Consider the following 26,098-nt stretch of genomic DNA (forward strand, 5'->3'; position numbering starts at 1 on the left):
CATGAAACTCGGCTTCCTGACGGCCTGTCTCCCCGGCTGGTCCCTCCCGCGCATCGCGGAGTGGGCGAGCGGCAACGGCTACGAGGCGCTGGAGGTCGCCGTCTGGCCGAGGACCGGCGGCCGCGACTTCGAGGCGAGCCATCTGCCGGTCGCCGACTTCTCGGCGGAGCGCGCGGAGGAGACGCTCGCGCTGTTCGCGAAGCACGGTCTCGACCTGTCCGCGCTCGCCTACTACGAGAACCAGCTGCACCCCGACCCGGAGCGCCGGGCAGAGATCCGTACCCACTTCAAGCACGCGGTGGACGCGGCCGCGGCACTCGGCGTGCCCTACGTCGGCACGTTCATCGGCCGGGACTGGACCAAGCCCGTCTCGGACAATCTCAGGGAAGCCGAGCGCGTCTTCCCCGAACTGGTCGACTACGCGGGCGAACGCGGCGTGAAGATCATCATCGAGAACTGCGTCATGGAGGGCTGGCACCCCGACGGCTATCCGGGCAACCTGGCCTACTCCCCGGAGCTGTGGGAGTGGATGTTCTCGCTGGACCTCTACCTCAACTGGGACCCCTCGCACCTCACCTGGATCGGCATCGACCCGGTGAAGACCATCGCGCCCTACGTCGACCGCATCGTGCACGCCCAGGCCAAGGACGTCGAGCTGGGTAGCGGCGACATCGACCGGTACGGCTTCTTCGGCAAGGCGGTGGACCGCCCCGACCCGTGGGACAACGGCTGGTGGCGCTACCGGGTGCCGGGGCTCGGTCAGGTCGACTGGGCGCGCGTCGTCGACCGCCTCTACGAGCACGGCTTCAGCGGAACGCTCTCCGTCGAGCACGAGGACCCGGTCTGGGGCGGAACCGACGAGAAGGTCGTCCAGGGTCTGCGGATCGCCCACCGCACCCTGCGCCCGCTGGTCATCGGCTGAGCACGCCACACGAGTCGCACGAGCTACACGAGAGGGGAAACACCATGGACCAGCGAGGTCTGCTGTCCGTGCAGTTGTACAGCGTCCGTGACGCGCTCGCCGAGGACCAGGACCGCACCCTGGCCCGGCTGGCGGAGATCGGCTTCCGCCATGTCGAGCCCTTCGGTCTCGGGTCCGCGGCCAAGAGCGCCGCGGAACGCCTGGTGGCCGCCAAGGCCCTGCGGCGCGGCCTGGACGCCGCGGGGCTGCGCGTCTCGGCCACCCACGCCGGACTGCCCGACAACATCGGCTCACTGGCCGAGGAGTGCGCGGAGATCGGCGCGGACACGGTGTTCGTGCCGCACCCCCGACTCGTGAGCGGCTTCGACGCGGACGTCTTCGGCGACCCCGGCCGGCTGGCGGCGTTCGCGGACGCCGTCAATGCGGCCGGGGAGGCCCTGGCCGGCGCCGGGCTGCGGCTGGGCTACCACAACCACGACTTCGAATGGGTGACGCTGCCCGACGGACGCAGCGGCTACGACGCCTTCTGGGCGCGGGCGGACGACGCGATCCTCGCCGAACTCGACGTCTACTGGGCGACCGTGGCCGGAGCCGACCCCGCCGAGGTGCTGACCGGGCTCGGCGCCCGCGCCGTGTCCGTCCACCTCAAGGACGGCCCCGCGCGACGCGGCGAGCCGCAGACCCCGATCGGCACCGGCGACGTCGACACCCCGGCGGCCGTCCGGGCCGCGGGCCCCGGCCTGGCCTGGCACGTGACGGAGATCGACATCACCGACCACGACCCGTTCGAACTGCTGGCGGGCAACGCCGCCCGGCTGGCCGAGTCGGGCCTGTCGCGCTGGTCCTGAATCCCCGAGGCGGCCTGCGGGCCATTACGCCGGGGTTTTGGGCCGCGCGCCATTGAAGGCCTCTTCGGGCCTTCGGAATGGGGAGATCGAGTTCAGGGAACAGTATCCCTTGGTTCGAAGGTCCCCGATCTCGCCGGAGAGGTTGGGGCCTTCCGATTCAGCTCGCGCTCGGCGAGGCCTGGGCCGCCTTCTTCGCGGGGCGGCCACGCTTCTTGGCGGTGGGCGACTCCGCCGGCCTGGACACCGTCGTGAAGGGCTGAAGTGCCTCCTGAAGGGCCTTCAGGGAATCCGGGCCCAGGTCCACGATCCGGCGCTCCGCCTTCAGGGCCGGCCGTACGGCGATGGTGTTGCTGCCGTCCTCGTTCTGCTCCCCGGTCTCGTACTCCTCGTCGGCCCAGGTGGGAACCAGAATTTCCACCGAATGCACATCCGACATGACATCGGGTTCGAGGTCGCAGTGAATTACCGTACGGCCGTAGATTCGTGTTTCCACCGTCTGTCCGTTGACGACGACCGACGTGATGGTTTCCTGAACGCCCTCCTCGTTCTTCTCGGTTTCCGGTACCTGTACAAAGCGAACTGCCACTGCTTCCCCTTTTCTTGGAGTCGCCCAAATTCTAGCGGGGCAGCCGCTGTTGGCGCCAATCCGGAAATGCCGAAAGCCCCTTCCGGGTGGAGGGGGCTATTTCGGCGCGCACGGCCGGAAATGCGTGCGTGTCAGCTCAGGTGCACCGTTGCGGGCGGTGCCCACGGCCACGTCGTCGTACCAGAGGGTGTCGTCGCCCTCGCCGTAGCTCTCCCGGCCCAGCCTGCTACCAGCAGGTGACCCCGCCGTCCACCAGCAGGTCCGCACCGGTGACGAAGCTTGCCGCGTCGCTCAGCAGGAACACGGTCGGGCCCACCATCTCGTCCACCGTCGCCATGCGGCCGAGCGGGGTGTCCGCCTCGAACTGGGCGACACGTTCGGCCACTTCGGGGCGCAGGTTCATCGGCGTGGCCGTATAGCCGGGGCTCACGCTGTTGACCCGGACGCCGCGGCCGCACCATTCCGTGGCCAGGCTCTTCGTCAGGTGCATCACGGCCGCCTTGGACGCGTTGTAGTGGGCCTGGGTCAGTCCCCGGTTGGCGATGGTGCCCGACATCGAGGCGATGTTCACGATGGCACCGCCACCGTTGCGCAGCAGCGCCCGGCCTTCGGCCTGGCAGGAGAGGAACACACCGGTGAGGTTCACGTCCACGACCCGGCTCCACTGCTCCAGCGGCATGTCCTCGGCCGGGGCGGCGTTGGCGATGCCCGCGGCGTTGACCGCGAGCCGGAGGGGGCCCAGGGCGCGTTCGGCCACGGTCACCGCTTCCGTCAGGTCCTCCGCCCGGGTCACGTCGGCGGGGAGGGCGACCGCGCGCCGCCCCACGTCCTCGATCGCCGTGACCGTACCGGCCAGATCGCTGCCCGGCAGGTCCAGGCATCCGACGTCGGCTCCCGTCTCGGCGAGCCCGATGGCGAGCCGCCGGCCGATGCCGCTGCCGGCTCCGGTCACCAGGGCCACGCTGTCGTCGAGGCGGAAGGAGGGGACGGGCATGAGGACTCCTCGATGGGTCGGTGCGGCCGCCGCCGCTACGGCGCTTGTCGTTCCGTTCGGTCGGGGCGGCCCGCCAGCCGGCGGGCCACGCCCAGGTCGGTGATCAGGACATCGACCCAGCCGCCCAGCACCGCGGCCCGTATCGCCGCGTACTTGCGGTCGCCGCCGGCCACCGCGACGCGGCGCGGCACGGCGCGGTAGACGTCGGGGGTGATGCCGATGACGCGGTCGTTCAGCTCGGTGTCGAGCAAGGTGCCGTCCTCGTCGAAGAAGTGCAGGCAGATGTCGCCCACCGCGCCGAGCCCGCGCAGCTGTTGCTGGTCGTCGTCGGAGAAGATGTTGCCGCTGCGGCGCAGCAGCGGTGAGGGTTCGAGGCTGCCGATGCCCACGATGGCGATGGTGAGGTTCTTCCACGCCGCGGCCACGCTGCTCACCTTCGGGTCGGCGAGTATGGCGTCCCGGACGGTGGCGTCGGCAACCAGCCCCGGGGCCGACATGAAGACCGGTTCCGCACCGGTCAGCTCGGCGAGTCGCCCCATCAGCCGGGTCGCCTGGACCTGAACCTGCGGATCGCCCACCCCGCCCATCAGCTGGACGACCTCCTCCAGGAACCGCCCGCCCGGCCGGGACCGCATGGCCTCGACCGCCGCGAGCAGGGTGGCGCTCCACGACGAGATGCCCAGCCGGTCGCCCTCCATGAGCGTGGTCTCCAGATAGACCGCGGCCGCCGCGCCGAGCGCCGGGATGACGGAGTCGGCCTCGCCCTCGACATCGACGACCACCACGTCACGCAGCCCGTACCGCGCCGCGATCTCCTCCTCCAGCTCGGCGAAGACCCCCTCGGGCGGCACCACGATGGTGCGCACGATCCCGAGTTTGGCGGCCTGGGTGAGCAGCCTGGAAACGCGCGCCTGGGAGATGTGCAGTTCCTCGGCGATACGCGGCTGCCGCATCCCCTGCTCGTGGTAGAGCCGGGCGATCCGGGTCATCAGCCGCAACTGCTCGTCGCTGGTCGCCATGCGCGTGGTGCGGGTCATGGGGGTGCCGGTCCTGTGGCGGTGATTCATAACGGCATCATGCCGTGGCCAGGCGCATGACCGCGGCGTCGGTCGCCTCGGCCGCCGGAAGGACGCCCCGCTGCCGCCCCCGGCTGAGGACGAGCACCCGGTGGGACAGGCCCAGGACCTCGTCGAGGTCGGAGCTGACCACCACGACGGCCATGCCGGACCGGGCCAGGTCCGCGATCACCTCGTAGATCGCGGCGCGCGCACCGACGTCGATGCCGCGGGTCGGCTCGTCCAGGATGACGACCTTGGGCTTGCGCTCCAGCCACTTGGCGATGACGACCTTCTGCTGGTTGCCGCCGGAGAGCGTCCGCACCGGCTGCCCGGCCCGCCCCTTGACGGTCATCAGGCTGATCGCCTCACCCGCGACCGCCGCCACCCGGCGCGGGCTCAGCCAGCCGCGGCGGGAGATGCGGTCGAGGTTGGGCAGGGCCACGTTGTCGCCGATCGACAGGTCCAGGACGGCGCCCTGGCCCTTGCGGTCCTCGGGCACCAGCACCACACCCGCCGCGATGGCGTCCTTGGGCCCGCGCAGCCTCAAGGCCCGGCCCTCGACGGCCACCGTGCCCCCGGTCACCGGATCGACGCCCGCGACGGCCCGCACCAGTTCGGTACGGCCCGCCCCCACGATGCCGGCGATGCCGAGGACCTCGCCTTCGTGGACGCTGAACGACACGTCCTGGAACGAGGGGCCGGTCAGGTTCCGCACCTGGAGCACTTCCCGGGGGCGGGCGGTTCCGGTGTCGGGGAAGATGCGCTCGATGCTGCGCCCGACCATCTCCTCCACCAGCTGGACCACCGGCACCTGCGCGGTGTCGTGGGTGGCGACGAGCTGTCCGTCGCGCATCACCACGACGCGGTCACAGATGCGGGCGATCTCCTCCAGCCGGTGGCTCACATAGACGAACGACATGCCCTCGCCGCGGAGGGCGTCGATCCGCTCGAAGAGGTGATCGGTCTCCTCACCGCCGAGGGCGGCCGTGGGCTCGTCGAGGATCAGCAGGCGCGCGTTCAGGGTCAGCGCCTTGGCGATCTCGACCTGCTGCTGCTCGGCCACCCGCAGGGTGCGCACCAGGCGGGTGGGGGAGATGTCGAGGCCCAGCCGCCGCAGCTGTTCCCGGGCCCGCCGGTTCATCTCGCCGCGGTCGATCCGCCCGCCCCGGCGCAACAGCCGGCCCAGGAACACGTTCTCGGCCACGGACAGGTCCGGCAGCAGGCGCATCTCCTGGTGGATGAGGCCGATGCCGTGGTTGATGGCGTCTCCGGGGGACTTGGGATCGTACGGCCGCCCCTGCCAGGTCATCTCGCCGGTGTCGGAGGGGAAGGTGCCCGCGATGACGTTGGACACGGTGGACTTGCCCGCGCCGTTCTCGCCGAGCAGCGCCACCACTTCACCGGGGCGCACCTCCAGGTCGAACCGGTCGAGTGCCTGGGTGACCCCGAACCGCTTGGATATCCCCTGTACGACCAGGCCCGGGGTGGGCTCCGCCGCCGGGTGCCGACTGACGTTCGTCATCGTCGCGTCTCCGCCCTGCCGTCCATGCGTCGTCTGCCGTCGTTTACGGGTGGGTGTTGATGAACTGGGTGGCCTTCTTCTTGTCCTTGCTGGTCAGGAGGAAAGCGGGCTGAAGCTGTTCGGCCGGGACCTTCTTGCCCTTGATGATGTCCACGGCGGTGTTCACCGACATCCGGCCCATCTTGCGCGTCTGCTGCACCATGGTGGCGTCGATGGTGCCCCGGCGGACCGCCTTGAGCCCGGCGACGTCACCGTCGAAGCCGACGATCAGGTGCTTCTTGTGCGAGCCGGACGCCTTGACGGCCTGGGCGGCGCCGAGCGCCATCGCGTCGGCCTGGCCCCACAGGATGTCGATGCCGGGGTGGGCCTGAAGCATGTCCTGGGCGACGGAGTACGCCTTGTCCTGTGCCCAGTCGGCGGGCTGCTGGGACACCACCTTGATGCCGGGTGCCTTCTTGAGCGCCTGACCGAAGCCCTTCTGCCGGTCCACCTGCGGGGTGGTGCCGATCTGGCCCTGGAGGATGGCGAGCTGTCCCTTGCCACCGGACTCCTTGGCCACGTAGTCGCCCAGTGTCCGTGCGGCCGCGACGCTGTCGCTGGCGATGAACGACTTGCCGGGCTCGCCGGGTGGGTTGCGGTCCACGGTGACCACCGGGATCTTGGCGCGGTTGGCCGCCTTCACGGGGACACCGGCCGCTGTCGCGCCCGCCGGGATGTAGACGATGGCGCTCACCTGACGGCTGATGAAGTCCTGGATCTGGTTGACCTGGGTGGCCGCGTCGCCATGTGCGTCGGAGACGATGACCTTGATGCCCTTCTTCTTCGCCTCGGCGGTCACGGACTGCTTGATCTGGTTGAAGAAGTCGGCCTGGAGGTTGGCCACGGCCAGCCCGATGGTGATCTGCTTGCCGTCGGCGGTCTTCGCACCGTTGCCGCCGCGTCCGCAGGCGGTGGCGCCGGCCACCATCGTGACCGCGATCCCGGTGGCGATGACGGCGCGTGTCGTCACTCGTGTCTTCATGGGAACCAACTCCTTGGCTTGTGCCCGGGGGAAAGAGGAGGAGAAGAGGAGGAGGGGAGAAGGGGGTACCGCGGGGTGCGGTCAGCGCGTCTCGCGACGGCGGAGCACATCGAGCATGACGGCCAGCGCGATCACCAGTCCGATGACGATCTGCTGGATGAACGGCGAGACCCCCAGCAGGTTGAGGCCGTTGCGCAGGACCCCGATGATCAGCACGCCGAACAGGGTCCCGGTGATCGAACCGACCCCGCCGCTGAGGCTGGCCCCGCCGATCACCACGGCGGCGATGGTGTCGAGTTCGTAGCCGGTGCCCGCGCTCGGCTGGGAGGAGTCCAGGCGCATGGTCAGGAAGATCCCGGCCACGCCCGCCAGCAGACCGGTCACGGTGTAGACCAGCACGGTCCGCTTCTTGACGTCGATTCCGGCGAGCCGGGCGACCTCGGCGCTGCCGCCGATCGCGTACAGGGCACGGCCCCCGCTCCGGTAGCGCATGTACGCCCACCCCGCCACGTACAGCGCGGCGAGCACGGCGGTGCACGCGGTGAAGATGCCGACGTACCGCGTGGTGGACAGGTTGTCGAACCAGTCGGGGAACCCGACGATCTGCTGGCCGTCGGTGATGACGTTGGCCAGGCCGCGGGCGATCGACATCATGGCCAGCGTGGCGATGAACGGCGGCAGCTTGGTGTAGGTGATGCCCAGGCCGTTGGCGAGCCCGCACCCGCCCGCGACACCGACCGCGACCACCGCGCTCAGCCACAGCGGCCAGCCCTGGTCGTGCGAGAGCCAGCCGACCACCATGGTCGCGAGGGCCAGCACGGCGCCGACGGACAGGTCGATGCCGCCCATCACGATGACCGCGGTCATGCCGAGCGCGAGCAGACCGAGGACGGCGGTCTGGTCGACGATGTTGAGCAGATTGCTCTGGGTGAGGAAGTACGGCGTCGCGATGAAGAAGACGACGCACATGGCGAGCAGGCCGAGGGCGGGACCGCGCGATCCGGTGAGGATGCCCGTCGCCCAGGACGGCAGCCGGGGGCGGCGGGCGTCCGGGGAAGGTGGTGGTGTGTCAACGGCCGTTGCGGCGGCGTTGCCGGTCGTGCTCATCGAAACCTCCGAGTGGTCTCCGACGTCGTCGGAGCTAGTTCATGAACATCCCGCCGTCGACGTTGATCGTCTGGCCGGTGATGTACTCCGCCTCCGACGAGGCGAGGAAGAGCAGCAGGTTGGCGATGTCGTCATGGGTGCCGGCGCGCCCGAGCGGGATGCCCGCGATCCACTCGGCCATCAGTTCCCCGGGCGCGTAGTCGCCGAGCAGCCGGCCCCACGCGCGGTCGTTGTAGTCCCACATCTCGCTGCCGACGATCCCGGGGCAGTAGGCGTTGACCGTGATCCGGTCCCCGGCGAGCTCCTTGGCCAGGGACTGGGTGAGGCCGACCACCCCGAACTTGCTGGCCGCGTAGTGCGGTGTGTAGACGAACCCCTGCCGCGCCTGTCCCGAGGCCGCGTTGAGGATGCGCCCGCCGCGTCCGTGCCGCCGCATGGCGGCCGCGGCGGCCTGGGCGCACAGGAAGGTTCCGGTGGTGTTGACGGCGAGGACCTTGTTCCAGTCGTCGTGGGTCAGGTCCTCGAGCCTGCTGATGGTGATGACGCCCGCGTTGTTGACCAGGACGTCGAGCCGCCCCCAGGTGGACTCGGCGAGGGCGAAGGCACCGGCCACGTCCTCGGGGGAGGTGACGTCCGCCCGGACGCCGAGGGTATGGGTACCGCTGTCGGCGGCCAGCTCCCGGGCCGTGTCCTCGACGGAGTCGGCCGCGTCCACCAGCAGCACATTCGCGCCCTCGCCCGCGAACCGGGCGGCGATGCCCAGGCCGATGCCGCGCGCGGCCCCGGTGACCAGGACGCCCTGTCCCGCGTATCGCGCTGTCATGACGCTCCTTTGACGGCCGAGGGTTCGGGGGTGCGGTGCGGTGCGGCGGTGGTCCGCGGCGGGGGTGGTGGGGTGTGGCCGTCCTCGCCGCCGGACCGGTTGCCCTCATCGGTGGCGGCATCGATGGCGGCCTGGAGGCGGGCGCGCCGTACCGCCGTGTGCCAGTGCGCGACCCTCCGGGCCCGGGTGGCCTCGTCGCCGTGGGGCGCGTAGCTCTCTCGGGGACGGTCCAGCCGTTCCAGGGCGGCCCGGTCCCACACGCCGCGGGTCAGCCCCGCGAGGTGGGCGGCGCCCAGCGCCGACAGGTCGCGTGCCAGGGCGCGTTCGACGACCCGCCCGCTGGTGTCGGCCTGGAGCCGCATCAGCACCGGGTTGCCGGTCGGCCCGCCGTCCGCGAGCAGCCGGGTGACGGGGCCGGTCTCCCGCTCGACCGCCGCCACCACGTCCTCGACTTGGAACGCGATCGACTCCAGCGCGGCCCGCGCGAGATGCCCGGCGTGGGTGCCCAGGGTGAGACCGCTGATCAGCCCCACCGCGTTCTCGTCCCACCAGGGAGCGCCCAGCCCGCCGAAGGCGGGGACGACGACCACGCCTTCGGCGCTGTCGGCGGCCAGCTCCGCCAGCTCGGCGGGGCCGCGGCCGAGCACGCCTGCCAGCCAGTTCACCGTGGCGCCGGTGGAGCGTACGTTCCCCTCCACCGCCCAGGTCGGGTTGCCGCCGGTCTGCCAGGCGACGGTCAGGCACAGCCCGGAGGAGACCCGGGCCGCGGAGGGGACCACGGCCATCACCGACGACCCGGTCCCGTATGTCGCCTTGACCGTCCCTGGCGCCCAGCCCGCGTGGGCGAACAGCGCCGCGTGGGAGTCACCGAGCACCGCGGTGACCGGCACCCCGTCGGCCAGCGGAGCCAGTCCGCGGGTGCTGGGGAAAGGGCCCTGCGACGGTACGACCTCGGGCAGGACCTCCGGCGGTACGTCGAAGATCCGGGTCAGCCGCCGGTCCCAGGCGCATCGGCGCACATCGAGCAGCTGGGTGCGCGCCGCGTTGCCGACCTCGATGAGGTGCGCGCCGCCGAGCTTGAACAACAGCCAGGAGTCGACCGTGCCCAGGCACAATTCGCCCGCGCGACTGCGGCGGCGGTCGGGGTCGTAACGGTCCAGCAGCCAGGCGGCCTTGGGGGCCGAGAACATCGGGTCCAGCGGCAGCCCGCTGACCTCGCGGACCAACTCGGCGCTGGGTACGGCCCGCAGCAGCGCCGGATCGCCCGCGGTGCGCTTGTCCAGCCAGCTCACCAGCGGACTCAGCGGTTCCCCGGTCGCCCGGTCCCACAGCAGCAGCGATTCGCGCTGGGTGCTCAGGCCGATGGCGGCGACGCGCGAGGCGTCCTGGCCGTCGAGGCAAGCGGCGACGGCCCGCCCGCAGCCCGCCCAGATCTCCTTCGCCGACTGTTCGACCCAGCCCGGGGCGGGGGTGGACAGGTCCAGCGGGACGGAGCCGCGGGCGACGATGTCTCCGCGCCGGTCGACCAGGATCGCCTTGGTCGCGCTGGTGCCCTGGTCGATGGCGAGGACGAGCGGTTCAGCGGTACTCATGGGACAGCAGCTCCCGGACGGCGACGGCGATGCCGTCGGCGGTCAGGCCGAAGTGTTCCAGCAGGAAGGAGGCGCTGCCGGTGGGGGCGAACCTCCGGGGCACCCCCAGGATCCGCATGGGCACCGGGCGGTTCTGGGCGACGAGGCTGGCCACGGCCGCGCCGAGCCCGCCCGTGGTGGTCGCCTCCTCGGCGGTGACGATGCCGCGGGTCTCGCGGGCGGCGCGCAGTACCGCGTCGACGTCCATCGGCTCGACGAAGGTCATGTTCAGCACCCGGAGGCCGATGCCCTCGGTGCGCAGCGCCTCGGCGGCGGTGAGCGCCCGGGAGACCATCGTGCCGACGGCCATCACCGTGATGTCGTCCCCGTCGGTCAGCTGGAGCGAGCGCCCGGGGCGGAACGGCGCGTCCTCCGGGGTGACGGCGGGGATCTTGAACCGTGGGATGCGCAGATAGACCGGACCGTCGTGGGCGGCAGCCCAGCGTACGGCGGCGCGCGTCTGGGCCGGGTCGGCCGGGACCGCGACGGCGAGGTCCGCGATGGCCCGCATCCACGACAGGTCCTCGATCGAGTGGTGCGTCGGCCCCAGTTCCCCGTACGCCATGCCGGGGCTCTGGCCGCACAGGATGACGGGCAGCCCGTTGTAGGCGGCGTCGGTCTTGATCTGCTCGGTGGCCCGGCCGGTGAGGAATGGGCCCGCCGCGCTCACGAAGGGGATGAGCCCGCCGTTGGCCAGCCCGGCCCCGACGCCGACGAGGTCCTGCTCGGCGATGCCGACGTTGATCAGGCGGTCGGGGTACAGCTCCCGGAAGCGCACCAGGTTGCTCGATCCCACCGAGTCGTTGCAGACGGCGACGACGCGCGGGTCCTCGGCGGCCAGGGCGATCAGTTCCTCGGCGAAGGCCTTGCGGCAGTCGTAGGTCTGGGCGGCGTTGTCGGGTATGAGTCCGGCGGTCATCGGTTCAGCTCCTCAAGCGCGGTGCGCACCTGTCCGGTGTCGGGCACCTTGTGGTGCCACTCGACCCGGTCCTCGATGAACGACACGCCCTTTCCCTTGACGGTCCGCGCGATGACCGCGACCGGCCGGCCGGTGGGGGAGGGGCGCAGCGCGGACAGCAGCTCCGCATGGTCATGCCCGTCCACCTCACGCGCCTCCCAGCCGAAGCTGGTCCACTTCTCCGCCAGCGGCTCCAGGCGCTTGGTCTCCTCGGTGCGGGCGCCCTGCTGGAGGCGGTTGCGGTCGACGATCGCGGTGAGGGAGCCGAGGTCGTAGTGGGCGGCGGTCATGGCCGCCTCCCAGTTGCTGCCCTCCTGCAACTCGCCGTCACCGAGGACGACGTACGTGCGGTACGAGCGGCCCGAGAGCCTGGCGGCCAGGGCGCAGCCGACCGCGACGGGGAAGCCGTGGCCCAGCGGTCCGGTGTTCGTCTCGACCCCCGGGACCTTGGTCCGGTTCGGGTGGCCGTTGAGCGCGGAGAGCGGTGCCATGAACGTGGACAGCTCGGATATCGGGAAGTAGCCGCAGTGGGCGAGCGTGGCGTACAGGGAGGCGGCGCAGTGCCCCTTGCTGAGGATGAACCGGTCGCGGTCGGGTCCGTGGGGCCGAGCGGGGTCCACATCGAGCACCCGCCCGAAGAGGGTGACGAGGATGTCGGTCACCGACAGATCGCCGCCGATATGGCCGAGTTGTGCCTTGTCGATCATGTGCACCACGGTCCGGCGCACTTCGGCGGCCAGCTGCTGGAGCTCGTTTACCTGGGTGTCCGGGTCTTCGGTGGCGATGCGGTGACGGCGCGCCCGGAACCGTTCGGCGCCGGCTGGGTCTGTGCTGAGCATCTGAACGTCCTTGGAAGTGAATATCTATTCACTAGTGAATTGTGGTGCTGGAAAAGTAGGTCGCGTTTCAGCCATGTGTCAATGGGTTGCGCAGCGGCCGTAGGCGTTCACGCCGATGCCATCGTCCGGCCGCCGCCCGGTCACCGGTTGTCGGCGGCGCGTGATTCGATGTGCGAATGTTCGATGACTTTCTCGCCAGTGATCTCTCCGAGGTGGAGCAGGCGGTGCGGTCGGCGGCCGCTGTGGAGATCATGCCGCGCTACCGGCAGCTCGCCGCCCACGAGATCGTGGAGAAAAAGGGCCCGCACGACCTGGTGACCACCGCCGACCGGCAGGCCGAGGAGCACCTCACCGCCTCGCTCACGGCACTGCTGCCCGGTTCGGTCGTGGTGGGGGAGGAGGGCGTGCACGCCGATCCCGGCCTCCTGAAGCACCTCGGCGGCGACGCGCCCGTATGGATCGTCGACCCGGTGGACGGCACCCGCCAGTTCGTCCACGGCGAGCCGGGCTTCTCGACCCTCGTCGCCCTCGCCCACCACGGCGAACTCCTCGCCTCCTGGACCTACGCCCCCGCCCAGGACCTGATGGCCATCGCGCGCCGGGACCGGGGTGCCGTGCTCAACGGCGAACCGCTCCGGGCTGGTGCCCCGGAGCCCGGCAAGACGCTCGAAGTCGCCATCTCCCACTACGACTTCACGACCGACGGCGAGAAGCGCGCCCTGTCCGGGCTGCTGACCGACGGCGTGGAGCCGCGCCCGTGCGGCTCGGCCGGTCTGGAGTATCTGAACATCGCCCGCGGCCATCTCGACGCGATCGCCTTCACCTGGGAGAACGCCTGGGATCACGCCGCCGGGCTGCTGCTCGTCGCCGAGGCGGGCGGGGCGAGCGCGACGCTCGCGGGCGAGCCGTTCCGTATCGCCGGAGGCAACGCGCTTCCCTTCACGGCGGCGCGGGATGAGGCGACCGTACGGCATATCCTGGGCCTGCTGGCCGCCGCCGGCTGACCGATTTACGGATCTTCGAGGACACCGGTCCTCAAGGACGCTGTTCCTCAACGACGAGGAGGAGGCCGACGTGCCGTCGATGCTCGACGCGGTAGTGGTGGGTGCCGGGCCGAACGGGCTGACGGCCGCGGTCGAACTCGCCCGCCGCGGCTGCGCGGTGGAGATCTTCGAGGCCGCCGACGCGATCGGCGGCGGCTCCCGCACCGAAGAGCTGACCCTGCCCGGCTTCCGGCACGATCCCTGCTCCGCCGTGCACCCCCTGGCCATCGGCTCCCCGGCGTTCGACCGGATGCCGCTCGGGCGGCACGGCCTGGAGTGGCTGCACCCCGAGCTGCCGCTCGCCCACCCCTTCCCGGACGGCAGCGCGGCGGTGCTGGCCCGCTCGGTCGGCGAGACCGCCCGGTCGCTCGGCCCGCGCGACGCGGGCGCGTACCGCAGGCTCGTCGCGCCCTACCTCGGCAAATGGTCCACGTTCGCCCCCGACGTCCTGCGCGCCCAGTGGGACGGGGTGCCGCGCGACCCGCTGACCTGGGCGCGCTTCGGGCTGAACGCCGTCCTGCCGGTCTCGCTCCTCAGCCGCCGCTTCCGCGGCGAGAAGGCGCGGGCCATACTCGCCGGGCTCGCCGGGCACGCCATCGCGCCCACCAGCGCCCCGGCCACCGGCGGTCTCGCCCTCATCTTCGCGATCGCGGCCCATGAGGTCGGCTGGCCGGTCCCGCGCGGCGGCTCGCAGTCGATCGCGGACGCGCTCGGCTCGTATCTGCGCGAGCACGGCGGTGTCATCCACACCGGGGCGCCGGTCAAGCGGCTCGACGAGCTGCCCCCGGCGCGCGCGTACGTCTTCGACACCTCACCGCGCGCCCTGGCCCGGATCGCCGGCCTGGGCAACGCGTACCGCCGCTACCACTACGGGCCCGGCGCCTTCAAGATCGATTACGCGCTGGACGGGCCGATGCCCTGGACCGCGCCGGAGGCCCGCCGCGCCGGGACCGTCCACATCGGCCCGACCGCGGGCGAGATCGGCACCGCCCTGCGCTCCGCGTTCGAGGGCCGCCCCCCGGCCACCCCCTTCCTGATCTCCGCCCAGCCCAGCCTGCTCGACCCGACCCGCGCCCCCGAGGGCAAGCACACCTTCTGGGTCTACGGCCACGCCCCCAGCGGTTGGACGGGCGACCTCACCGACGCCATCGAGCGCCAGCTCGACCGCTTCGCCCCCGGCTTCCGCGACCTGGTGCTGGCCCGCGCGACGGCCGGTCCCCCCGAACTCGCCGCCCGCAACGCCAACTACGTCGACGGCGACATCGCCTGCGGCGCCTTCGAGGGCCTGCAGGCCGTCATCCGCCCCCGGCTCGCCCGCGTCCCCTACGCGACGCCCCACCCCGCCGTCTTCCTCTGCTCCTCCGCCACCCCGCCCGGCCCCGGCGTCCACGGCATGTCGGGCCACCACGCGGCGCGGGCGGTGTGGCGGCGGCTGCGGGGGCGGTAGCGGGGACCCGCCGAGGGGGCGGGTCCACCGACGCTCACCGGACGGGGCTCAGTACCAGGCGGTCGAGGCCAGGGTCTGGTTGTCGCAGATCAAGACGGCCCGGGACTTCCGGCCGTCGAGGTTGTTGACCACCTTGGTGTCGGCGTGGTCGACGCCCGGGGCCACCGTCTCCGCCACCCACACGATCTTGGAGCCGTCGAGCCGGTTGCTGTGCGCCGCGCAGCCCTGCGGGGCGTTCTCGATGCGGGCGAACGAGCCGCAGCCGGAGTTGTGGAAGTACTTCAGGGTGATGGTGCGGCCCTGGTGCACCGCCTTCTTCGTCGCCCCACCGGGGATCTTCGGCTGGGTGTAGCGGCCCGAGCACGCCGTCTGCTCGGGGTAGCGGCCCTCGTTGGGCAGACTGCCGTAGCTCGCGCTCTGCTCGGGCGCGGCCTCGGCCGTGAGCGGGGTGAGGGCCGCCAGGCCGAACGCCAGGGCGGCGCCGCAGAGCGTGCGTCGCAGTCCGCGTCGGCGGGGTCCCTGCTCGGCCCGGTTCGTCGTCGAGGTCATGTCCGTCTTCCTCCCGGAGGTCGGATGGGTGCGAATGCGCTGAAAACGCCTCCAAGGCTGCCCAGTCGCGACCCGGTCCGCCATGACCTACGGTGCGTGCCGAAATAAGCACGCCAGATCGTAAAATGAGGAAATTCGATCGATCAGATGACTCTCCGGGCGTGTGGCCGGAAATCAGTGGGGGATGTTGTCGATGACCTCGCGCGCACCCTGCCGCAGAAGCGCCACCGCGACCGACGTCCCCAGGGTGGCCGGGTCCAGCGGGCCCGCCCACTCGTGCGCGTCGAGCACCGTCTTGCCGTCCGGGCTGAAGACCCGGGCGCGCAGCGACAGCCGCCCGTCCCGCTCGGCCTTGGCGTAGCCCGCGATGGGGGAGTTGCAGTGCCCCTGGAGCACGTGCAGCAGCATCCGCTCGGCCGTGATCTCCTTCCACACGTCGGAGTCACCGAGCCCGGCGACCGCCTCGATCGTGGTGGTGTCGTCCTCCCGGCACTGCAGGCCCAGCACCCCGGCCCCGATGGGCGGGCACATCGTCTCCACGGGCAGGATCTCGCTGATCACGTCCGTACGGTCGATCCGCTCCAGCCCCGAGACGGCCAGCATCAGCGCGTCGCAGTCGCCCGCCGCCATCTTCTCCAGCCGCCGGTTGGCGTTGCCGCGCATCGGGACGCACTCCACATGCGGGTGGGTGACGGCCAGTTGGGCGACGCGCCGCACCGACGAGGTGCCGATCCGGGTCCCCTCCGGCATCTGGTCGAGCGTCAGCCCGTCGGGGTGGATCACCGCGTCCCGGATGTCGTCCCGCTTGAGGTAGGCCGCGAAGACGGTGCCCGCGGGCAGCGGCCGGTCGGCGGGCACGTCCTTGATGCAGTGCACCGCGAGATCCGCCTCACCCGCCAGCAGCGCGGCGTCCACCTCCTTGGTGAACGCGCCCTTCCCGCCCAGCTTCGACAGATCCCCCATCCACCGGTCGCCGGACGTCGTGACCGGCACGACCTCCGTACGGATACCGGGCCGCAGCGCGGCCAGCTCGGTGCGGACCCGCTCGACCTGGGCCAGGGCCATGGGGGAGGAACGGGAGACGATGCGGATGAGTTCGGCGGACGACATGGCGTAGAGGATAGGCCCTTTGCGAGGGCGCTAATGTCCGGCCCCGGCGAACCCCTCCGCGACCAGCGCGGCAAGGTCGACGTACGCGTCGAGGGTCTTGGGGGCGAGCCGGTTGAGGTCGATGTCGCCCAGGGCGGCCACGTGGTCGTCGTACGGTACGACCACCACGCCACGGCAGCGGGCCCGGAACCCCTCGACCAGGTCGTCGCTCGGCCCGGCCCCGGTCGCGTGCGACGTGCTGACCACGGTGATGGCGTGCCGTACCAGGTCCGCGTGGCCCTCCTCGGCCAGCCTGTTCAGGGTCGGGTGCGCGCTGCTCATGCGTTCCACGGACGGGGAGGTGACGATGATCAGCTGGTCGGCGAGGTCGAGCACGTTCCGCATGCTGGTGTGGACGGCATCGGTGTCCGCGTCGCTGAGGATGATCGAGTAGCGGCTGCTCAGCGCCTCGATGACACGGCGGTACTCCCCGTCGGTGACCGGGGCTGCCGGTGTCGACAGGCTCCGGTTGTAGTCCCCCGCGAGGATCTCCAGCCCGGACGGCTTCCGCGTGGTGAATTGCTCGGGACGGTGGTCGAGCAGCGGATTCTGTGCCAGATCACGGATGGTGAGCGCGGTCTCGTGCTGGACGCGACGGGTGAGACCGTAACCGCCGGGGATCGTGTCGACCGCGATCACGCCGTCCTGGCGCTCGCCCGCGAAGATCGCACCGAGCGCGAGGGTCGTGGCGGTGCGTCCCACCCCGAGGGGGCGGCTGATCACCGCGATCCGGTGGCTGGTCGTCAGCGGTGTACGGATGAGGTCGAGTTTGCGCTGCCGCTGGGCCTTTCCGCCGAAGCGGAAGCGGGACGTCAGGCGGCGGGGCCGGGACTGGGGGGTGGGGGCGGGGGCGTCCGATGCCTCGGCTGGGATCTGGGCGTCCGTGGACTCCACGTCGAACGGCGCGATGTCGGGATACGTCTGCGTGGACGGCAGGCACCGCACGATGACGTCCGCCACATGACCGGCCGTCGGGCGGCGGCCCGGGCGGTCGCTGAGGCAGGCACCGATGATCGAGAGTAGTTGGGGGTCGCGCCACAGTTGTTCGTCCGCGAAGATCGAAGGGGTTGGCTGCCCGAAGGCTATGGCACGGAGAATCACCCCCAGGGCGTAGACGTTGTCCGCGTGGGCGCTGTTGACGTCGTCGATGGCCGCGTCCGTCCAGCCGGTCAGCTTCACCGTACGGCCGAGGACGAGCACGCTGTCCGCCGTCAGCTTCCGGAGCGTAATGCCCTTGAGCGCGCACATGTTCACCGCCTCGGCGAGGCGCAGGCCGATGGTGGCGGCGTGCACGGGGTCCAGCCGGGGTGCATCCTCGGTGAGGAACGAGGACAGCGGCGGGGCCGGGGAGCCGTCGGGGAGGCTGACGAACTCCGTCGCGATCCAGGGCGGGTCGAGATTGCACGCGCTGGCGACGAGCCGTGGCGCGTAGTGCCCGGACATCCGCCGCAGCGCCTCCACCTCGGCCCGCAGTTCCCGGTGGGCACCCGGGGCGGTACGGATCACCACATCGCGGGACCTGCGCGCCGAGCGGGCCAGATAGACGTCGTACCCCCCGCTGCCGCCGAGCCTGCGGTAGCCGTCGAACTCCTCGAACGACGGCAGGCCGCCGTCCGGTTCGGAAGCATCGTCCCTCGCGGGGGGCCGGGGGCGCGTCCTGGGTGACTCGGTATCCGGTTGGAAGCGCGTGAGGAATTCCCAGACCTGGCGCACGGAGAGGCGGGGCTCGGCCGGTTTCCGGCACGACATCACCAGGGCGCGCAGCGGCTCCCACTTGGCGCCGCTCCAGCGCGGCATGAAATAGAGCCCCGGCTCGGGGTGACGTGTCTGCGCCCCGCCACCGAGGCACAGCAGGATGTCGCCCAGGGCGCCCTGGACGTCACCGTGGGTCGGCGGGTGGCCATCGGCGGACGCGGGGGACGGCACCCCGTCGATGCGGGCCGACGACCAGTCGGTCAGGAGGACGTCCTCACCTGCGATGTGAACGGTGCTCAGGGTGAGGTCGCCGTGCACTATGCGTGCGTCCACGCTCAGGCGCACCGCGTCCGCGACCTTGCGGGCGAGCGCGAGGGCGGCGTGCCCGTCCCACCGCGCGGGGGCGGTGGGGTCGGTACGGAGGGCGTCGTCCGGCCGGTCTCCCCATCGCTCGGCATCGCCGCGCAGGGCGTAATCCAGCCGTTCCCCGATGAAGGCCTCCTCCGCGATCCACGGAACCTCGTCCTCCAGCCCCTCGCGCAGCAGACGGCGGGCGTAGTGGCCGTCCATCCGGCGCAGCGCCTCCGCCTCCACGGCCAGCAGCGCGGCGGCCTCCGGCCCGCGCGCATGGTGGGCGATCTGGAGGACGGCCTCCGCGCCGTACGCGTCCTGGCCCAGGTAGGGCGTGAGCCGCGCGCCCGGCGGTCCGGCCATCGTCAGCCGGTACGGACCGATCGAGTGCGGATCACCGGGCCCCAGGCGGCGCCACTGCTGCGCCGCCCTGCTGGTCGCGAAAGCCGAGGACTGCGACGGCGCCCCCAGGCGGGCCGCGAGCCGTCGCTCTACCGTGCTGAACGGGTGGGCGCCGGGCGGGAGGCGGTCGGGGCCTGCCGGGTGGGCCAGCCAGGCGGGGAAGTCGGGGGAGCGGCCCGCCAGTTCCTCTAGGCGGCGGCCGATCGTGCGGCTGGTCGCGACCAGTTCGGCCAGCGGTACCGCGCCCAGCAGCGCCCGCTGGGCGGCGTCGGTGAAGGCGAAGGGCCGGTGTTCGGGGGGCAGCGGGTCGGGGCCCGCCGACGCGGGCGGCTCGACCGGGCGCATCAGCCCGCCGAGGAACACCTCGGCCAGCCGACCGGTGTCGGACCGCCCGTCCACCGCCTTCTGCACCATCCGCATCACCGGCACCGGCAGCGGGGCCACCGCCGACAGATGGGCCGCCAGCCGGTACGCCTCCGGGGACGCCGCGTCCCGGAAGAGCTGGACCCGGCCCAGCTCATCGGCCGCGGAAGGGGCTGGGGCCGGGCGGGCGGCGGCGGGGGCGCCGCGGGGCGGGGCGAGCAGCGGGAGGACGGCCGTGCCGCTCGCGGAGGCGATCAGCCGGGCCCAGTCGGCCAGCGGCCCGGCCTCCGGTTCCAGGACGGGCACGGGCACCCCGTCGAACCGGGCCAGGGCGGCGGGCAGCACCGGGTCGGCGACCGCCCAGTCCGCGTTGGCCGAGCCGGGCCTGCGGGTCCGTACCTGCCAGCGCCGCGACCGGATGCCGGAGCTGTCCCACAGCCGGGGCGGCAGGGCGTGCACCACCGCGGTGGGCCCCACGCCCGCCCAGCGCGTCAGCACCCGCGCCATCCGCCCGTCGCGCCACGCGGACCCCACGCCGTCGCTCACCACCAGCACCAGCGTGTGCCCGGACGGGTCCGAGAGCGCCGTCGTGGGGAGGTGGGGCGCGTCCGGGTCGTAGGGCCGGGTGCGCAGCGCGGGGGCGCCGCCGCCGCGGGTGTGCAGGCCGAGCACCCGTACGACGCGGAAGGCGCCCGAGCGCTGGAGCACCGTACGCAGTTCGACGGCCAGCCGCCGCCACAGCAGCATCGATGTGCCGTCGTCGACGACGAGCGCGAGGTCGAGCCAGCGCTCGCGGGCGGGGCGGGTGACCACGTCCGGCAGACCGGTCTCGGCGAGCGCCGCCGCGGTGGCGACCTCGTCGAACTCCCGCTTCAGCGGGTTGGGGCGGTGCTGTTTGAGCGGGCGCAGGGCGCGGCCGATGGAGAGTTCCTGGTGCAGCGCCTTGTCCTCGGGCACGCGCAGCGGCAGCCCGCGGCGCGCGTCGGGGGATTCCGTGTCGGGGGTATGGCCACCGCCGTAGAGGCCGTGCGGCGCGCGGTCGGCGGGGCGACGGTTCGGGGCCGGGCGCGCGGGGGCGGGGCGCGGACGTGCCTCCTGCTTCTGCGGTGGGGGCGGGGCCGTCGGCTGGGCGTCCTGCCTGGGAGCGGGCTGTTCGGCGGGGGCTACGGCGGGTGCGGTCGCTGCGGCGGGGCGCGCGGGCCCGGGGCGCACGCCGGGCAGGGGCGCGCCGTCGCACGCCGTCGCACGCTCCAGGGGCGCCCCCGCCGCGTCGCGCTCGGGCAGCCGCCCGGCCAGCCAGAGGGCGTCGAGCAGCTCTTCCCGCGACAGGTACACGCCCCCGGACGCGAGGACCGTGATGGCCTCGTCCAGCCGCGCCAACCGCCCGGCGTCACCCCCTCCGGCCATGGGTCACACCGCCCCGCCCAGCCGGTGCAGCACCGCTTCCAGCAGCCCCTGCGCCGTCACGTCCACCCCGCCGGACCGCAGGAACACGGCGTTCAGCAGCTGATCGGTGGCCAGCTCGCGCGCCGCGCGCCGCCGCAGGAAGACCTCCAGCAGCTGGTCGACCTCTTCCAGCGCTTCCTCCCCCAGGTGCGCGGTGACGATCGCCCGCAGCCGCTCCTCGTCGGGGGTGGGCAGTTCCAGCCGTACGCAGCGGCGCAGGAAGGCGGGCGGGAAGTCGCGCTCGCCGTTGCTGGTGATCACGACGACGGGGAACTCCTCGCAGGCCAGACGGCCGCGCCGCACCGTGGCCCGTTCGCCCGCGCGCTCGGTGAGCACCTCCACCACCGACTGCTCCTCCGGCAGCCGGGCGAGTTCGGGGATCTCGAACTCGCCCTCCTCGAACACGGTCAGCAGGTCGTTCGGCAGGTCGACATCGCCCTTGTCGAGTTCGTCGACGAGCAGCGCCCGGGGCCGTTCGCCCGGCACCAGCGCGGTGCCCAGCGGGCCGAGCCGTACGAAGGTGCCGATGTCGGGCTCGGCCTCACCGCGCTCCCGCATGAGGTTGGTCTCGCGGAGCCGCCCGATCGCGTCGTAGCGGTAGAGCGCGTCCTGCACGGTGGACCGGCTGTTGACCGGCCAGCGCAGCACCTCGCCCAGCCCCAGTTCGTGCGCGACCGCCCGGGCGAGGGACGACTTGCCGGTCCCCGGGCTGCCGGTGACGAGCAGCGGGCGGCGCAGATGCAGGGCCGCGTTGACCACGTCCGCGTGCTCGGGCGAGATCAGATACGGCGACGGCTGGGCGGACCCGGAAGCGGCCCGGTCCGGGTCACCCGCACCGCTGCCGAAGCGGCGCCACGGCGGGGCGGGCGGCATCTCCACCCGCCGGGGTACGCCGTCCCCCCGGAACAGCCGCCAGCCCTGCTGTTCGTGCTGCTCCCGTGCGTTCATCGGGGAACCTCCCTCTCGGTCCGCGTCAGCGGACATCGCCGTCATTCCGTGGGGTCCACGAGGTCCAGCCGGGGCAGCGCCCGCCCGGCGTCGGCCCACGCCAGGACGGGACGCCCGGGGTACTCGGCCGGTTTCTGCAGGGTCTTCGTGCGGTATCGCCGTATCTCCTCGGGCAGTTCACGCGCCCTCACCCCGGTCGCGTGCCGCACCGCCGGTGAGCCCGGCTGCCCGCTGCGGTCCCACAGGACCACCGGAACGCCCGCCGCCAGACACATCTGGACGACCCCCGCCCGCCGGTGGGCCGCGACGTCGACCGTGACATGGGCGGTGAGCCGCTCCATGAGCAGCCCGCACACCGCCTCCGGGTCGGGGGCCGAGGCGTCGTCGATGTGCACGGGCTCCTCGGCGTCCAGCCGGGCCCAGCGCTCCCGCCACTGGTCCAGCATCGCCTCGCCGTTCAGCTCCCGCAGCTCCGGGCAGTTGACGACCAGCGGATACGGCGCGCCGAGCGGGAGGGGCAGCAGCGCCCCGGCCCCGGCCGGTTTCCAGGAGTCGGCGGGCACCTCCAAGGTGTCCCGGTCCACGATCAGTTCGATGACGAAGCGCGGGCCCGCCGGGTCCGGGCGGCGCAGCGAGCCGACCGCGTCCAGGATCTCCCGGGCCGCCTCCTCCGCGGTGCGCGGCCGCTCGCTGTCGTCCGACACCTGGCGCAGGCCGTCACCGTCGTCGCACCACAGCCGCAGCCGGTAGCGCTCCGGCTCGTCCGGGTCCGCCACCGCCGCGCCGCCCGGCCCCGCCCCGCAGGACGACAGCGACGACAGCTTGGCCACGACCCGGGGCGGCGCGGAGCCGTCGGACGCGCCCCGGGCCCACCGCCGCGCGTCGTGGCGGCGGTCCTTCAACGCCGCGTCGTGGACGCCGAGGCGGCGGGCCACGGCCGCGTTCCAGTGCCACAGCTCGGCGCGCCGCGCCGCCGCCTGGCGGCAGCCCGCGGCCACGAACTCCACGGCGCGCAGCAGCGCCGGGACGGCCATGCCGCCGCCCTCGGCCGGTGAGCCGGGGCCGTACAGCCCCTCCAGGTCCTCGGTCGGCGAGCCGTCGCCGTACAGCCCCTCCAGATGGGCGATCAGCGCTTCGAAGCGCCCGGTGCCACCGCTCTCGTGGACGCCGTCACCGCAGGTCTCGCCGCCGAATCCGGCCAGCAGCGCGCTGGGCAGGGCCGCCAGCGACAGCGCCGCCCGCACGGCCCCGGGGACACCGGCGGCCGAGGCCGGGGGCAGGGCGCGCAACTGCCGCAGCAGCCCCTCGTACTCGCCCGGTGTGAGCAGCTTCGGCAGACCGTGCCGACGCCCGAGGACGAGGAGGGCGTCGGCGGTCTGCCCCGACGTCGGGCGCACCGCCTCGACCAGCGCCGGGAGGGCGCGCCCCCGGGAGAGCAGCAGCCGGGCGAACTCGTCGGCGGACGGGGCGCCGTCCGCGCGGTGGTCCAGGCCGCACTGGCGGGCGACCGCGCGGCAGCACCGCACCCAGCCCTCGGACAGCGACAGCGGTCCGTCCAGCAGGGCCGTCAGCTCCGCGTAGACCGGGTGGTCGCGTACGTCCTCGTCGGGGCGCGGCAGGAGGTGGTCCACCCCGGCGTGCCGCAACTCCCGTGCCACGCGCTGCCAGGGGATGCCCCAGGCGCGCCGCAGCTCGCCCCGCACGTGCAGCTTCGCCGTCACGAGCCCGACGACGGCGCTCTCCTCGTTCGACCACAGCGGGCCGCCGCTGTAGGCGGGTTCGACGTCGAGGGTGCGCTCGGCTCCGTCGAAGTAGCCGAACCGCTCGTCGCAGGCGCTCACTTCGGCGTCCGCGAAGACCCCGGGTTCGCCGCTGCCGTGCCAGGCGCGGACGAACTGCCGCCGGGCCATGGGGTGCCAGCGCGGCGGCTCGAACGCGGGCGGCAGCGCTCCGGGCGCCAGCCGCAGTACGGCCAGGTCGCCGCTCCATTCGAAAGCGCCCAGGCCGCCGTCGTCCCGCCGGGGCGGGATCCAGGCCGTCAGCTCGGCGTCGGCCTCGACGGTGTGCTCCGGTCCGCGCACGCGGACCGAGACGGTGACCGCTCCCGGGTGGTCCGGGGCCAGCATGTCCTTGCCGAGGGCGCTGTTGACCACATGAGCGCAGGTCAGCAGGTGGTGCTGGGGCAGCAAGACCCCGGCGCCCGCCGGTCTTCCGTCATCCTTGGCCAGGATGGACACGGCAGGTCGCGGCGCGGACCCGCGGGGGTGGAACCAGCCCATCGCGTCAGACCGCGGGGTCGGGGCTGGGCGGCTGGTGCGGTGGCTGTTGCGGGGGTGTCGGCTCGCCCGGCGGGGGCTGCTCCGGGGGCGTTTGCTCGGTCGGCCGCCAGGTGGCCGAAATGGTGAGGCTGGCGTTCCCGTTCGCCCCCACGATGCCGAGCTTGAGGTCCTGGCCGACCTGCACGCCGAACTGGACGGTGAACTCCTGCGGCGGCTGAGGCGCGGAGCGGACGGCGTCGTGCACGTCCTGGAGCACCGAGCCCAGCCCCTGGAGCACGACGCCGAGACCGGCGTCGGCGAGCGCGGCCGCGGCCCGCGTCGCGCGCCCCACCGGGGTCACGCCCCCCACGCCGCCTACGCTGCCGTGGGGGTCCGCGAGTACGGCGTCCCCCACGGGGGCGAGTTCCAGCCGTACGGAGGTGCCGTCTGCCAGAGGTATCTCTCGGTGTTCCGTCACGTCTTCATCATGCCGATCACCAGGCCTCCGGTCTGCTCTTTCGTCGCGAAATCCCCCTACGGGACTGTCATTGCGAGGCGGCGGGCCGCGCTCGGACGTCGATGTCGGATTCCCGCGAGCCCGGCGGCGCGCGGTGGCCGATGCTGGAGCCATGTACACCGATACCGACCGGTGCCTCAGGGCCGCACGGGCCAAGGACGCCCGCTTCGACGGATGGTTCTTCATCGCCGTCGTCACCACCCGCATCTACTGCCGTCCGAGCTGCCCGGTCGTCGGTCCGAAGCCCGAGAACATGCGCTTCTACCCGAGCGCGGCGGCCGCCCAGCAGGCCGGGTTCCGGGCCTGCAAGCGGTGCCGCCCCGACGCCAGCCCCGGGTCGCCGCAGTGGAACGAGCGGGCCGACCTCACGGCCCGCGCCATGCGGCTGATCGCCGACGGGGTCGTCGACCGGGAGGGCGTACCGGGGCTGGCCGCCCGGCTCGGCTACAGCACCCGCCAGATCGAGCGGCAGCTGCTGGCCGAACTGGGCGCCGGACCGCTCGCGCTGGCCCGCGCGCAGCGGGCGCAGACCGCGCGGCTGCTGATCGAGACCAGCGGACTGCCGATGGCGGACGTCGCCTTCGCGGCCGGGTTCGCCAGCATCCGGGCGTTCAACGAGACCGTACGGGAGGTCTTCGCGCTCTCCCCGTCCGAGCTGCGCGTGCGCGCCCGCAGGCAGCCCGGGCCCGCCGTGCCGGGGGCGCTGACGCTGCGGCTGCCGTTCCGGGCGCCGCTGTGCCCGGACAACCTCTTCGGCCACCTCGCCGCCACCGCCGTACCCGGTGTGGAGGAGTGGCGCGACGGCGCGTACCGGCGGACCCTGCGGCTGCCGTACGGGCCCGGGGTCGTCGCCCTCGCCCCGCGCCCCGACCACATCGCCTGCCAGCTGTCCCTGGCCGACCTGCGCGACCTGTCCGGGGCGATCAGCCGCTGCCGTCGGCTGCTCGACCTGGACGCCGACCCGGCCGCCGTGGACGACCTGCTGCGCACCGACGACCAACTGGCCCCGCTGGTCGACAAGGCGCCGGGGCGGCGGGTGCCGCGGTCGGTCGACCCGGAGGAGTTCGCGGTGCGCGCGGTCCTCGGCCAGCAGGTCTCCACGGCCGCCGCCCGCACCCTCGCCGCCCGGCTGGTCACCGCGCACGGCGACCCGGTCACCGATTCCGGCGGCGGCCTGACCCACCTCTTCCCGACCGCGCGGGCCCTCGCCGGGCTGGACCCGGAGGCCCTGGCCATGCCGCGCACCCGTCGCGCCACCCTCACCGGGCTGATCGGCGCGCTCGCCGAGGAGCGGGTCGCGCTCGGCGTCGGCAGCGACTGGGACGAGGCCCGGGCGGGCCTCGCCGCCCTGCCCGGACTCGGCCCCTGGACCGTCGAACTCATCGCGATGCGCGGCCTGGGCGACCCGGACGCGTTCCTTGCCACCGACCTGGGCGTCCGGAAGGCCGCCGCCGACCTGTCCCTCCCCACCACGCCCGGCGCCCTCACCCGCCGCTCCGCCCGCTGGCGCCCCTGGCGCGCGTACGCGGTGCAGTACCTCTGGGCCAACGACGGCGCCCACGCCATCAACCGCCTCCCCGCCTGAACCGCCTGCGCCGGGCTCGCACGAACCAGGAGAATC

The 26,098-nt window shown here is 72.9% G+C and carries 22 protein-coding genes; 5 read left to right on the forward strand and 17 right to left on the reverse strand.

What is annotated here, in order from left to right:
• The first annotated feature begins 1 nt into the window (after position 1).
• Positions 2 to 922: a sugar phosphate isomerase/epimerase family protein gene (locus ACZ6CL_RS19345; protein WP_468937326.1), complete on the forward strand. Its 921-nt coding sequence runs from the start codon at positions 2 to 4 to the stop codon at positions 920 to 922.
• Between the two features lie 44 nt (positions 923 to 966).
• A complete protein-coding gene (locus ACZ6CL_RS19350) occupies positions 967 to 1,770 on the forward strand; it encodes a sugar phosphate isomerase/epimerase family protein (protein WP_468937327.1) in 804 nt (267 codons plus the stop codon).
• Positions 1,771 to 1,927: 157 nt separating this feature from the next.
• Here ACZ6CL_RS19350 and ACZ6CL_RS19355 read toward each other — a convergent pair whose 3' ends face one another.
• From ACZ6CL_RS19355 to ACZ6CL_RS19405, 11 genes are all read right to left on the reverse strand, one after another.
• Positions 1,928 to 2,188 (reverse strand): hypothetical protein, encoded by a 261-nt coding sequence (locus tag ACZ6CL_RS19355; RefSeq protein WP_468937328.1) that lies wholly within the window; start codon positions 2,186 to 2,188, stop codon positions 1,928 to 1,930.
• Positions 2,189 to 2,452: 264 nt separating this feature from the next.
• Positions 2,453 to 2,623, reverse strand: a complete 171-nt coding sequence (locus ACZ6CL_RS19360) for a hypothetical protein (RefSeq protein WP_468937329.1) — start codon at positions 2,621 to 2,623, stop codon at positions 2,453 to 2,455.
• Positions 2,583 to 3,350, reverse strand: a complete 768-nt coding sequence (locus ACZ6CL_RS19365) for an SDR family oxidoreductase (RefSeq protein WP_468937330.1) — start codon at positions 3,348 to 3,350, stop codon at positions 2,583 to 2,585. Before ACZ6CL_RS19365 ends, ACZ6CL_RS19360 begins: the two co-directional genes overlap by 41 nt.
• Before the next feature lie 35 nt (positions 3,351 to 3,385).
• Complete coding sequence (locus ACZ6CL_RS19370) at positions 3,386 to 4,387, reverse strand: sugar-binding transcriptional regulator (protein ID WP_468937331.1); 1,002 nt, start codon at positions 4,385 to 4,387, stop codon at positions 3,386 to 3,388.
• Between the two features lie 37 nt (positions 4,388 to 4,424).
• A complete protein-coding gene (locus ACZ6CL_RS19375; RefSeq protein WP_468937332.1) occupies positions 4,425 to 5,930 on the reverse strand; it encodes a sugar ABC transporter ATP-binding protein in 1,506 nt (501 codons plus the stop codon).
• Positions 5,931 to 5,973: 43 nt separating this feature from the next.
• Positions 5,974 to 6,951: a substrate-binding domain-containing protein gene (locus ACZ6CL_RS19380; RefSeq protein ID WP_468937333.1), complete on the reverse strand. Its 978-nt coding sequence runs from the start codon at positions 6,949 to 6,951 to the stop codon at positions 5,974 to 5,976.
• An 81-nt stretch (positions 6,952 to 7,032) separates the two neighbouring features.
• Positions 7,033 to 8,058 carry an ABC transporter permease gene (locus tag ACZ6CL_RS19385; RefSeq protein WP_468937334.1) on the reverse strand — a complete coding sequence of 342 codons (1,026 nt, stop codon included), beginning with the start codon at positions 8,056 to 8,058 and terminating at the stop codon, positions 7,033 to 7,035.
• A gap of 34 nt (positions 8,059 to 8,092) precedes the next feature.
• Entirely contained in the window at positions 8,093 to 8,881 is a 789-nt protein-coding gene (locus tag ACZ6CL_RS19390) for an SDR family oxidoreductase (RefSeq protein WP_468937335.1), read from the reverse strand.
• Entirely contained in the window at positions 8,878 to 10,473 is a 1,596-nt protein-coding gene (locus ACZ6CL_RS19395) for an FGGY family carbohydrate kinase (RefSeq protein WP_468937336.1), read from the reverse strand. Before ACZ6CL_RS19395 ends, ACZ6CL_RS19390 begins: the two co-directional genes overlap by 4 nt.
• The gene (locus ACZ6CL_RS19400; protein WP_468937337.1) at positions 10,460 to 11,431 is read right to left on the reverse strand and encodes a transketolase family protein; all 972 of its coding nucleotides are present in this window, start codon (positions 11,429 to 11,431) and stop codon (positions 10,460 to 10,462) included. Before ACZ6CL_RS19400 ends, ACZ6CL_RS19395 begins: the two co-directional genes overlap by 14 nt.
• Positions 11,428 to 12,309: a transketolase gene (locus ACZ6CL_RS19405; protein WP_468937338.1), complete on the reverse strand. Its 882-nt coding sequence runs from the start codon at positions 12,307 to 12,309 to the stop codon at positions 11,428 to 11,430. The genes ACZ6CL_RS19400 and ACZ6CL_RS19405 overlap by 4 nt, the downstream gene beginning before the upstream one ends.
• A 176-nt stretch (positions 12,310 to 12,485) precedes the next feature.
• On the opposite strand from ACZ6CL_RS19405, the gene ACZ6CL_RS19410 reads away from it, so the two are divergent.
• Positions 12,486 to 13,313, forward strand: a complete 828-nt coding sequence (locus tag ACZ6CL_RS19410) for an inositol monophosphatase family protein (RefSeq protein ID WP_468937339.1) — start codon at positions 12,486 to 12,488, stop codon at positions 13,311 to 13,313.
• A 79-nt stretch (positions 13,314 to 13,392) separates the two neighbouring features.
• On the forward strand, positions 13,393 to 14,799 hold the full coding sequence (locus tag ACZ6CL_RS19415; RefSeq protein WP_468937395.1) for a phytoene desaturase family protein: 1,407 nt from the start codon (positions 13,393 to 13,395) through the stop codon (positions 14,797 to 14,799).
• A gap of 48 nt (positions 14,800 to 14,847) precedes the next feature.
• On the opposite strand, the gene ACZ6CL_RS19420 is transcribed toward ACZ6CL_RS19415, so the two are convergent.
• The 6 genes from ACZ6CL_RS19420 to ACZ6CL_RS19445 form a co-directional block, all read right to left on the reverse strand.
• A complete protein-coding gene (locus ACZ6CL_RS19420) occupies positions 14,848 to 15,348 on the reverse strand; it encodes a hypothetical protein (protein WP_468937340.1) in 501 nt (166 codons plus the stop codon).
• A 174-nt stretch (positions 15,349 to 15,522) separates the two neighbouring features.
• Entirely contained in the window at positions 15,523 to 16,458 is a 936-nt protein-coding gene (hemC, locus tag ACZ6CL_RS19425) for a hydroxymethylbilane synthase (RefSeq protein ID WP_468937341.1), read from the reverse strand.
• A 30-nt stretch (positions 16,459 to 16,488) separates the two neighbouring features.
• A complete protein-coding gene (locus tag ACZ6CL_RS19430) occupies positions 16,489 to 20,715 on the reverse strand; it encodes an SAV_2336 N-terminal domain-related protein (RefSeq protein WP_468937342.1) in 4,227 nt (1,408 codons plus the stop codon).
• A gap of 3 nt (positions 20,716 to 20,718) precedes the next feature.
• Positions 20,719 to 21,702 carry an AAA family ATPase gene (locus tag ACZ6CL_RS19435; RefSeq protein WP_468937343.1) on the reverse strand — a complete coding sequence of 328 codons (984 nt, stop codon included), beginning with the start codon at positions 21,700 to 21,702 and terminating at the stop codon, positions 20,719 to 20,721.
• Between the two features lie 41 nt (positions 21,703 to 21,743).
• Complete coding sequence (locus ACZ6CL_RS19440; protein ID WP_468937344.1) at positions 21,744 to 23,939, reverse strand: VMAP-C domain-containing protein; 2,196 nt, start codon at positions 23,937 to 23,939, stop codon at positions 21,744 to 21,746.
• Between the two features lie 46 nt (positions 23,940 to 23,985).
• Positions 23,986 to 24,438, reverse strand: coding sequence for a CU044_2847 family protein (locus ACZ6CL_RS19445; protein ID WP_468937345.1), 453 nt, complete (start codon positions 24,436 to 24,438; stop codon positions 23,986 to 23,988).
• Between the two features lie 151 nt (positions 24,439 to 24,589).
• On the opposite strand from ACZ6CL_RS19445, the gene ACZ6CL_RS19450 reads away from it, so the two are divergent.
• Positions 24,590 to 26,062, forward strand: a complete 1,473-nt coding sequence (locus ACZ6CL_RS19450; RefSeq protein ID WP_468937346.1) for an AlkA N-terminal domain-containing protein — start codon at positions 24,590 to 24,592, stop codon at positions 26,060 to 26,062.
• Positions 26,063 to 26,098 lie beyond the last annotated feature (36 nt).

This window comes from Streptomyces sp. NPDC041200 (genome assembly GCF_055591805.1).

Bases quoted from the DNA above. Each gene is read 5' to 3' on its own strand.
- ACZ6CL_RS19450 (WP_468937346.1), top strand. From the start codon at position 24,590: ATGTACACCGATACCGACCGGTGCCTCAGGGCCGCACGGGCCAAGGAC.
- ACZ6CL_RS19420 (WP_468937340.1), bottom strand. From the start codon at position 15,348: ATGACCTCGACGACGAACCGGGCCGAGCAGGGACCCCGCCGACGCGGA.
- ACZ6CL_RS19380 (WP_468937333.1), bottom strand. From the start codon at position 6,951: ATGAAGACACGAGTGACGACACGCGCCGTCATCGCCACCGGGATCGCG.
- ACZ6CL_RS19375 (WP_468937332.1), bottom strand. From the start codon at position 5,930: ATGACGAACGTCAGTCGGCACCCGGCGGCGGAGCCCACCCCGGGCCTG.
- ACZ6CL_RS19385 (WP_468937334.1), bottom strand. From the start codon at position 8,058: ATGAGCACGACCGGCAACGCCGCCGCAACGGCCGTTGACACACCACCA.
- ACZ6CL_RS19365 (WP_468937330.1), bottom strand. From the start codon at position 3,350: ATGCCCGTCCCCTCCTTCCGCCTCGACGACAGCGTGGCCCTGGTGACC.
- ACZ6CL_RS19430 (WP_468937342.1), bottom strand. From the start codon at position 20,715: ATGGCCGGAGGGGGTGACGCCGGGCGGTTGGCGCGGCTGGACGAGGCC.
- ACZ6CL_RS19410 (WP_468937339.1), top strand. From the start codon at position 12,486: ATGTTCGATGACTTTCTCGCCAGTGATCTCTCCGAGGTGGAGCAGGCG.
- ACZ6CL_RS19370 (WP_468937331.1), bottom strand. From the start codon at position 4,387: ATGACCCGCACCACGCGCATGGCGACCAGCGACGAGCAGTTGCGGCTG.
- ACZ6CL_RS19390 (WP_468937335.1), bottom strand. From the start codon at position 8,881: ATGACAGCGCGATACGCGGGACAGGGCGTCCTGGTCACCGGGGCCGCG.
- ACZ6CL_RS19400 (WP_468937337.1), bottom strand. From the start codon at position 11,431: ATGACCGCCGGACTCATACCCGACAACGCCGCCCAGACCTACGACTGC.
- hemC (WP_468937341.1), bottom strand. From the start codon at position 16,458: ATGTCGTCCGCCGAACTCATCCGCATCGTCTCCCGTTCCTCCCCCATG.
- ACZ6CL_RS19345 (WP_468937326.1), top strand. From the start codon at position 2: ATGAAACTCGGCTTCCTGACGGCCTGTCTCCCCGGCTGGTCCCTCCCG.
- ACZ6CL_RS19435 (WP_468937343.1), bottom strand. From the start codon at position 21,702: ATGAACGCACGGGAGCAGCACGAACAGCAGGGCTGGCGGCTGTTCCGG.
- ACZ6CL_RS19415 (WP_468937395.1), top strand. From the start codon at position 13,393: ATGCTCGACGCGGTAGTGGTGGGTGCCGGGCCGAACGGGCTGACGGCC.
- ACZ6CL_RS19405 (WP_468937338.1), bottom strand. From the start codon at position 12,309: ATGCTCAGCACAGACCCAGCCGGCGCCGAACGGTTCCGGGCGCGCCGT.
- ACZ6CL_RS19395 (WP_468937336.1), bottom strand. From the start codon at position 10,473: ATGAGTACCGCTGAACCGCTCGTCCTCGCCATCGACCAGGGCACCAGC.
- ACZ6CL_RS19350 (WP_468937327.1), top strand. From the start codon at position 967: ATGGACCAGCGAGGTCTGCTGTCCGTGCAGTTGTACAGCGTCCGTGAC.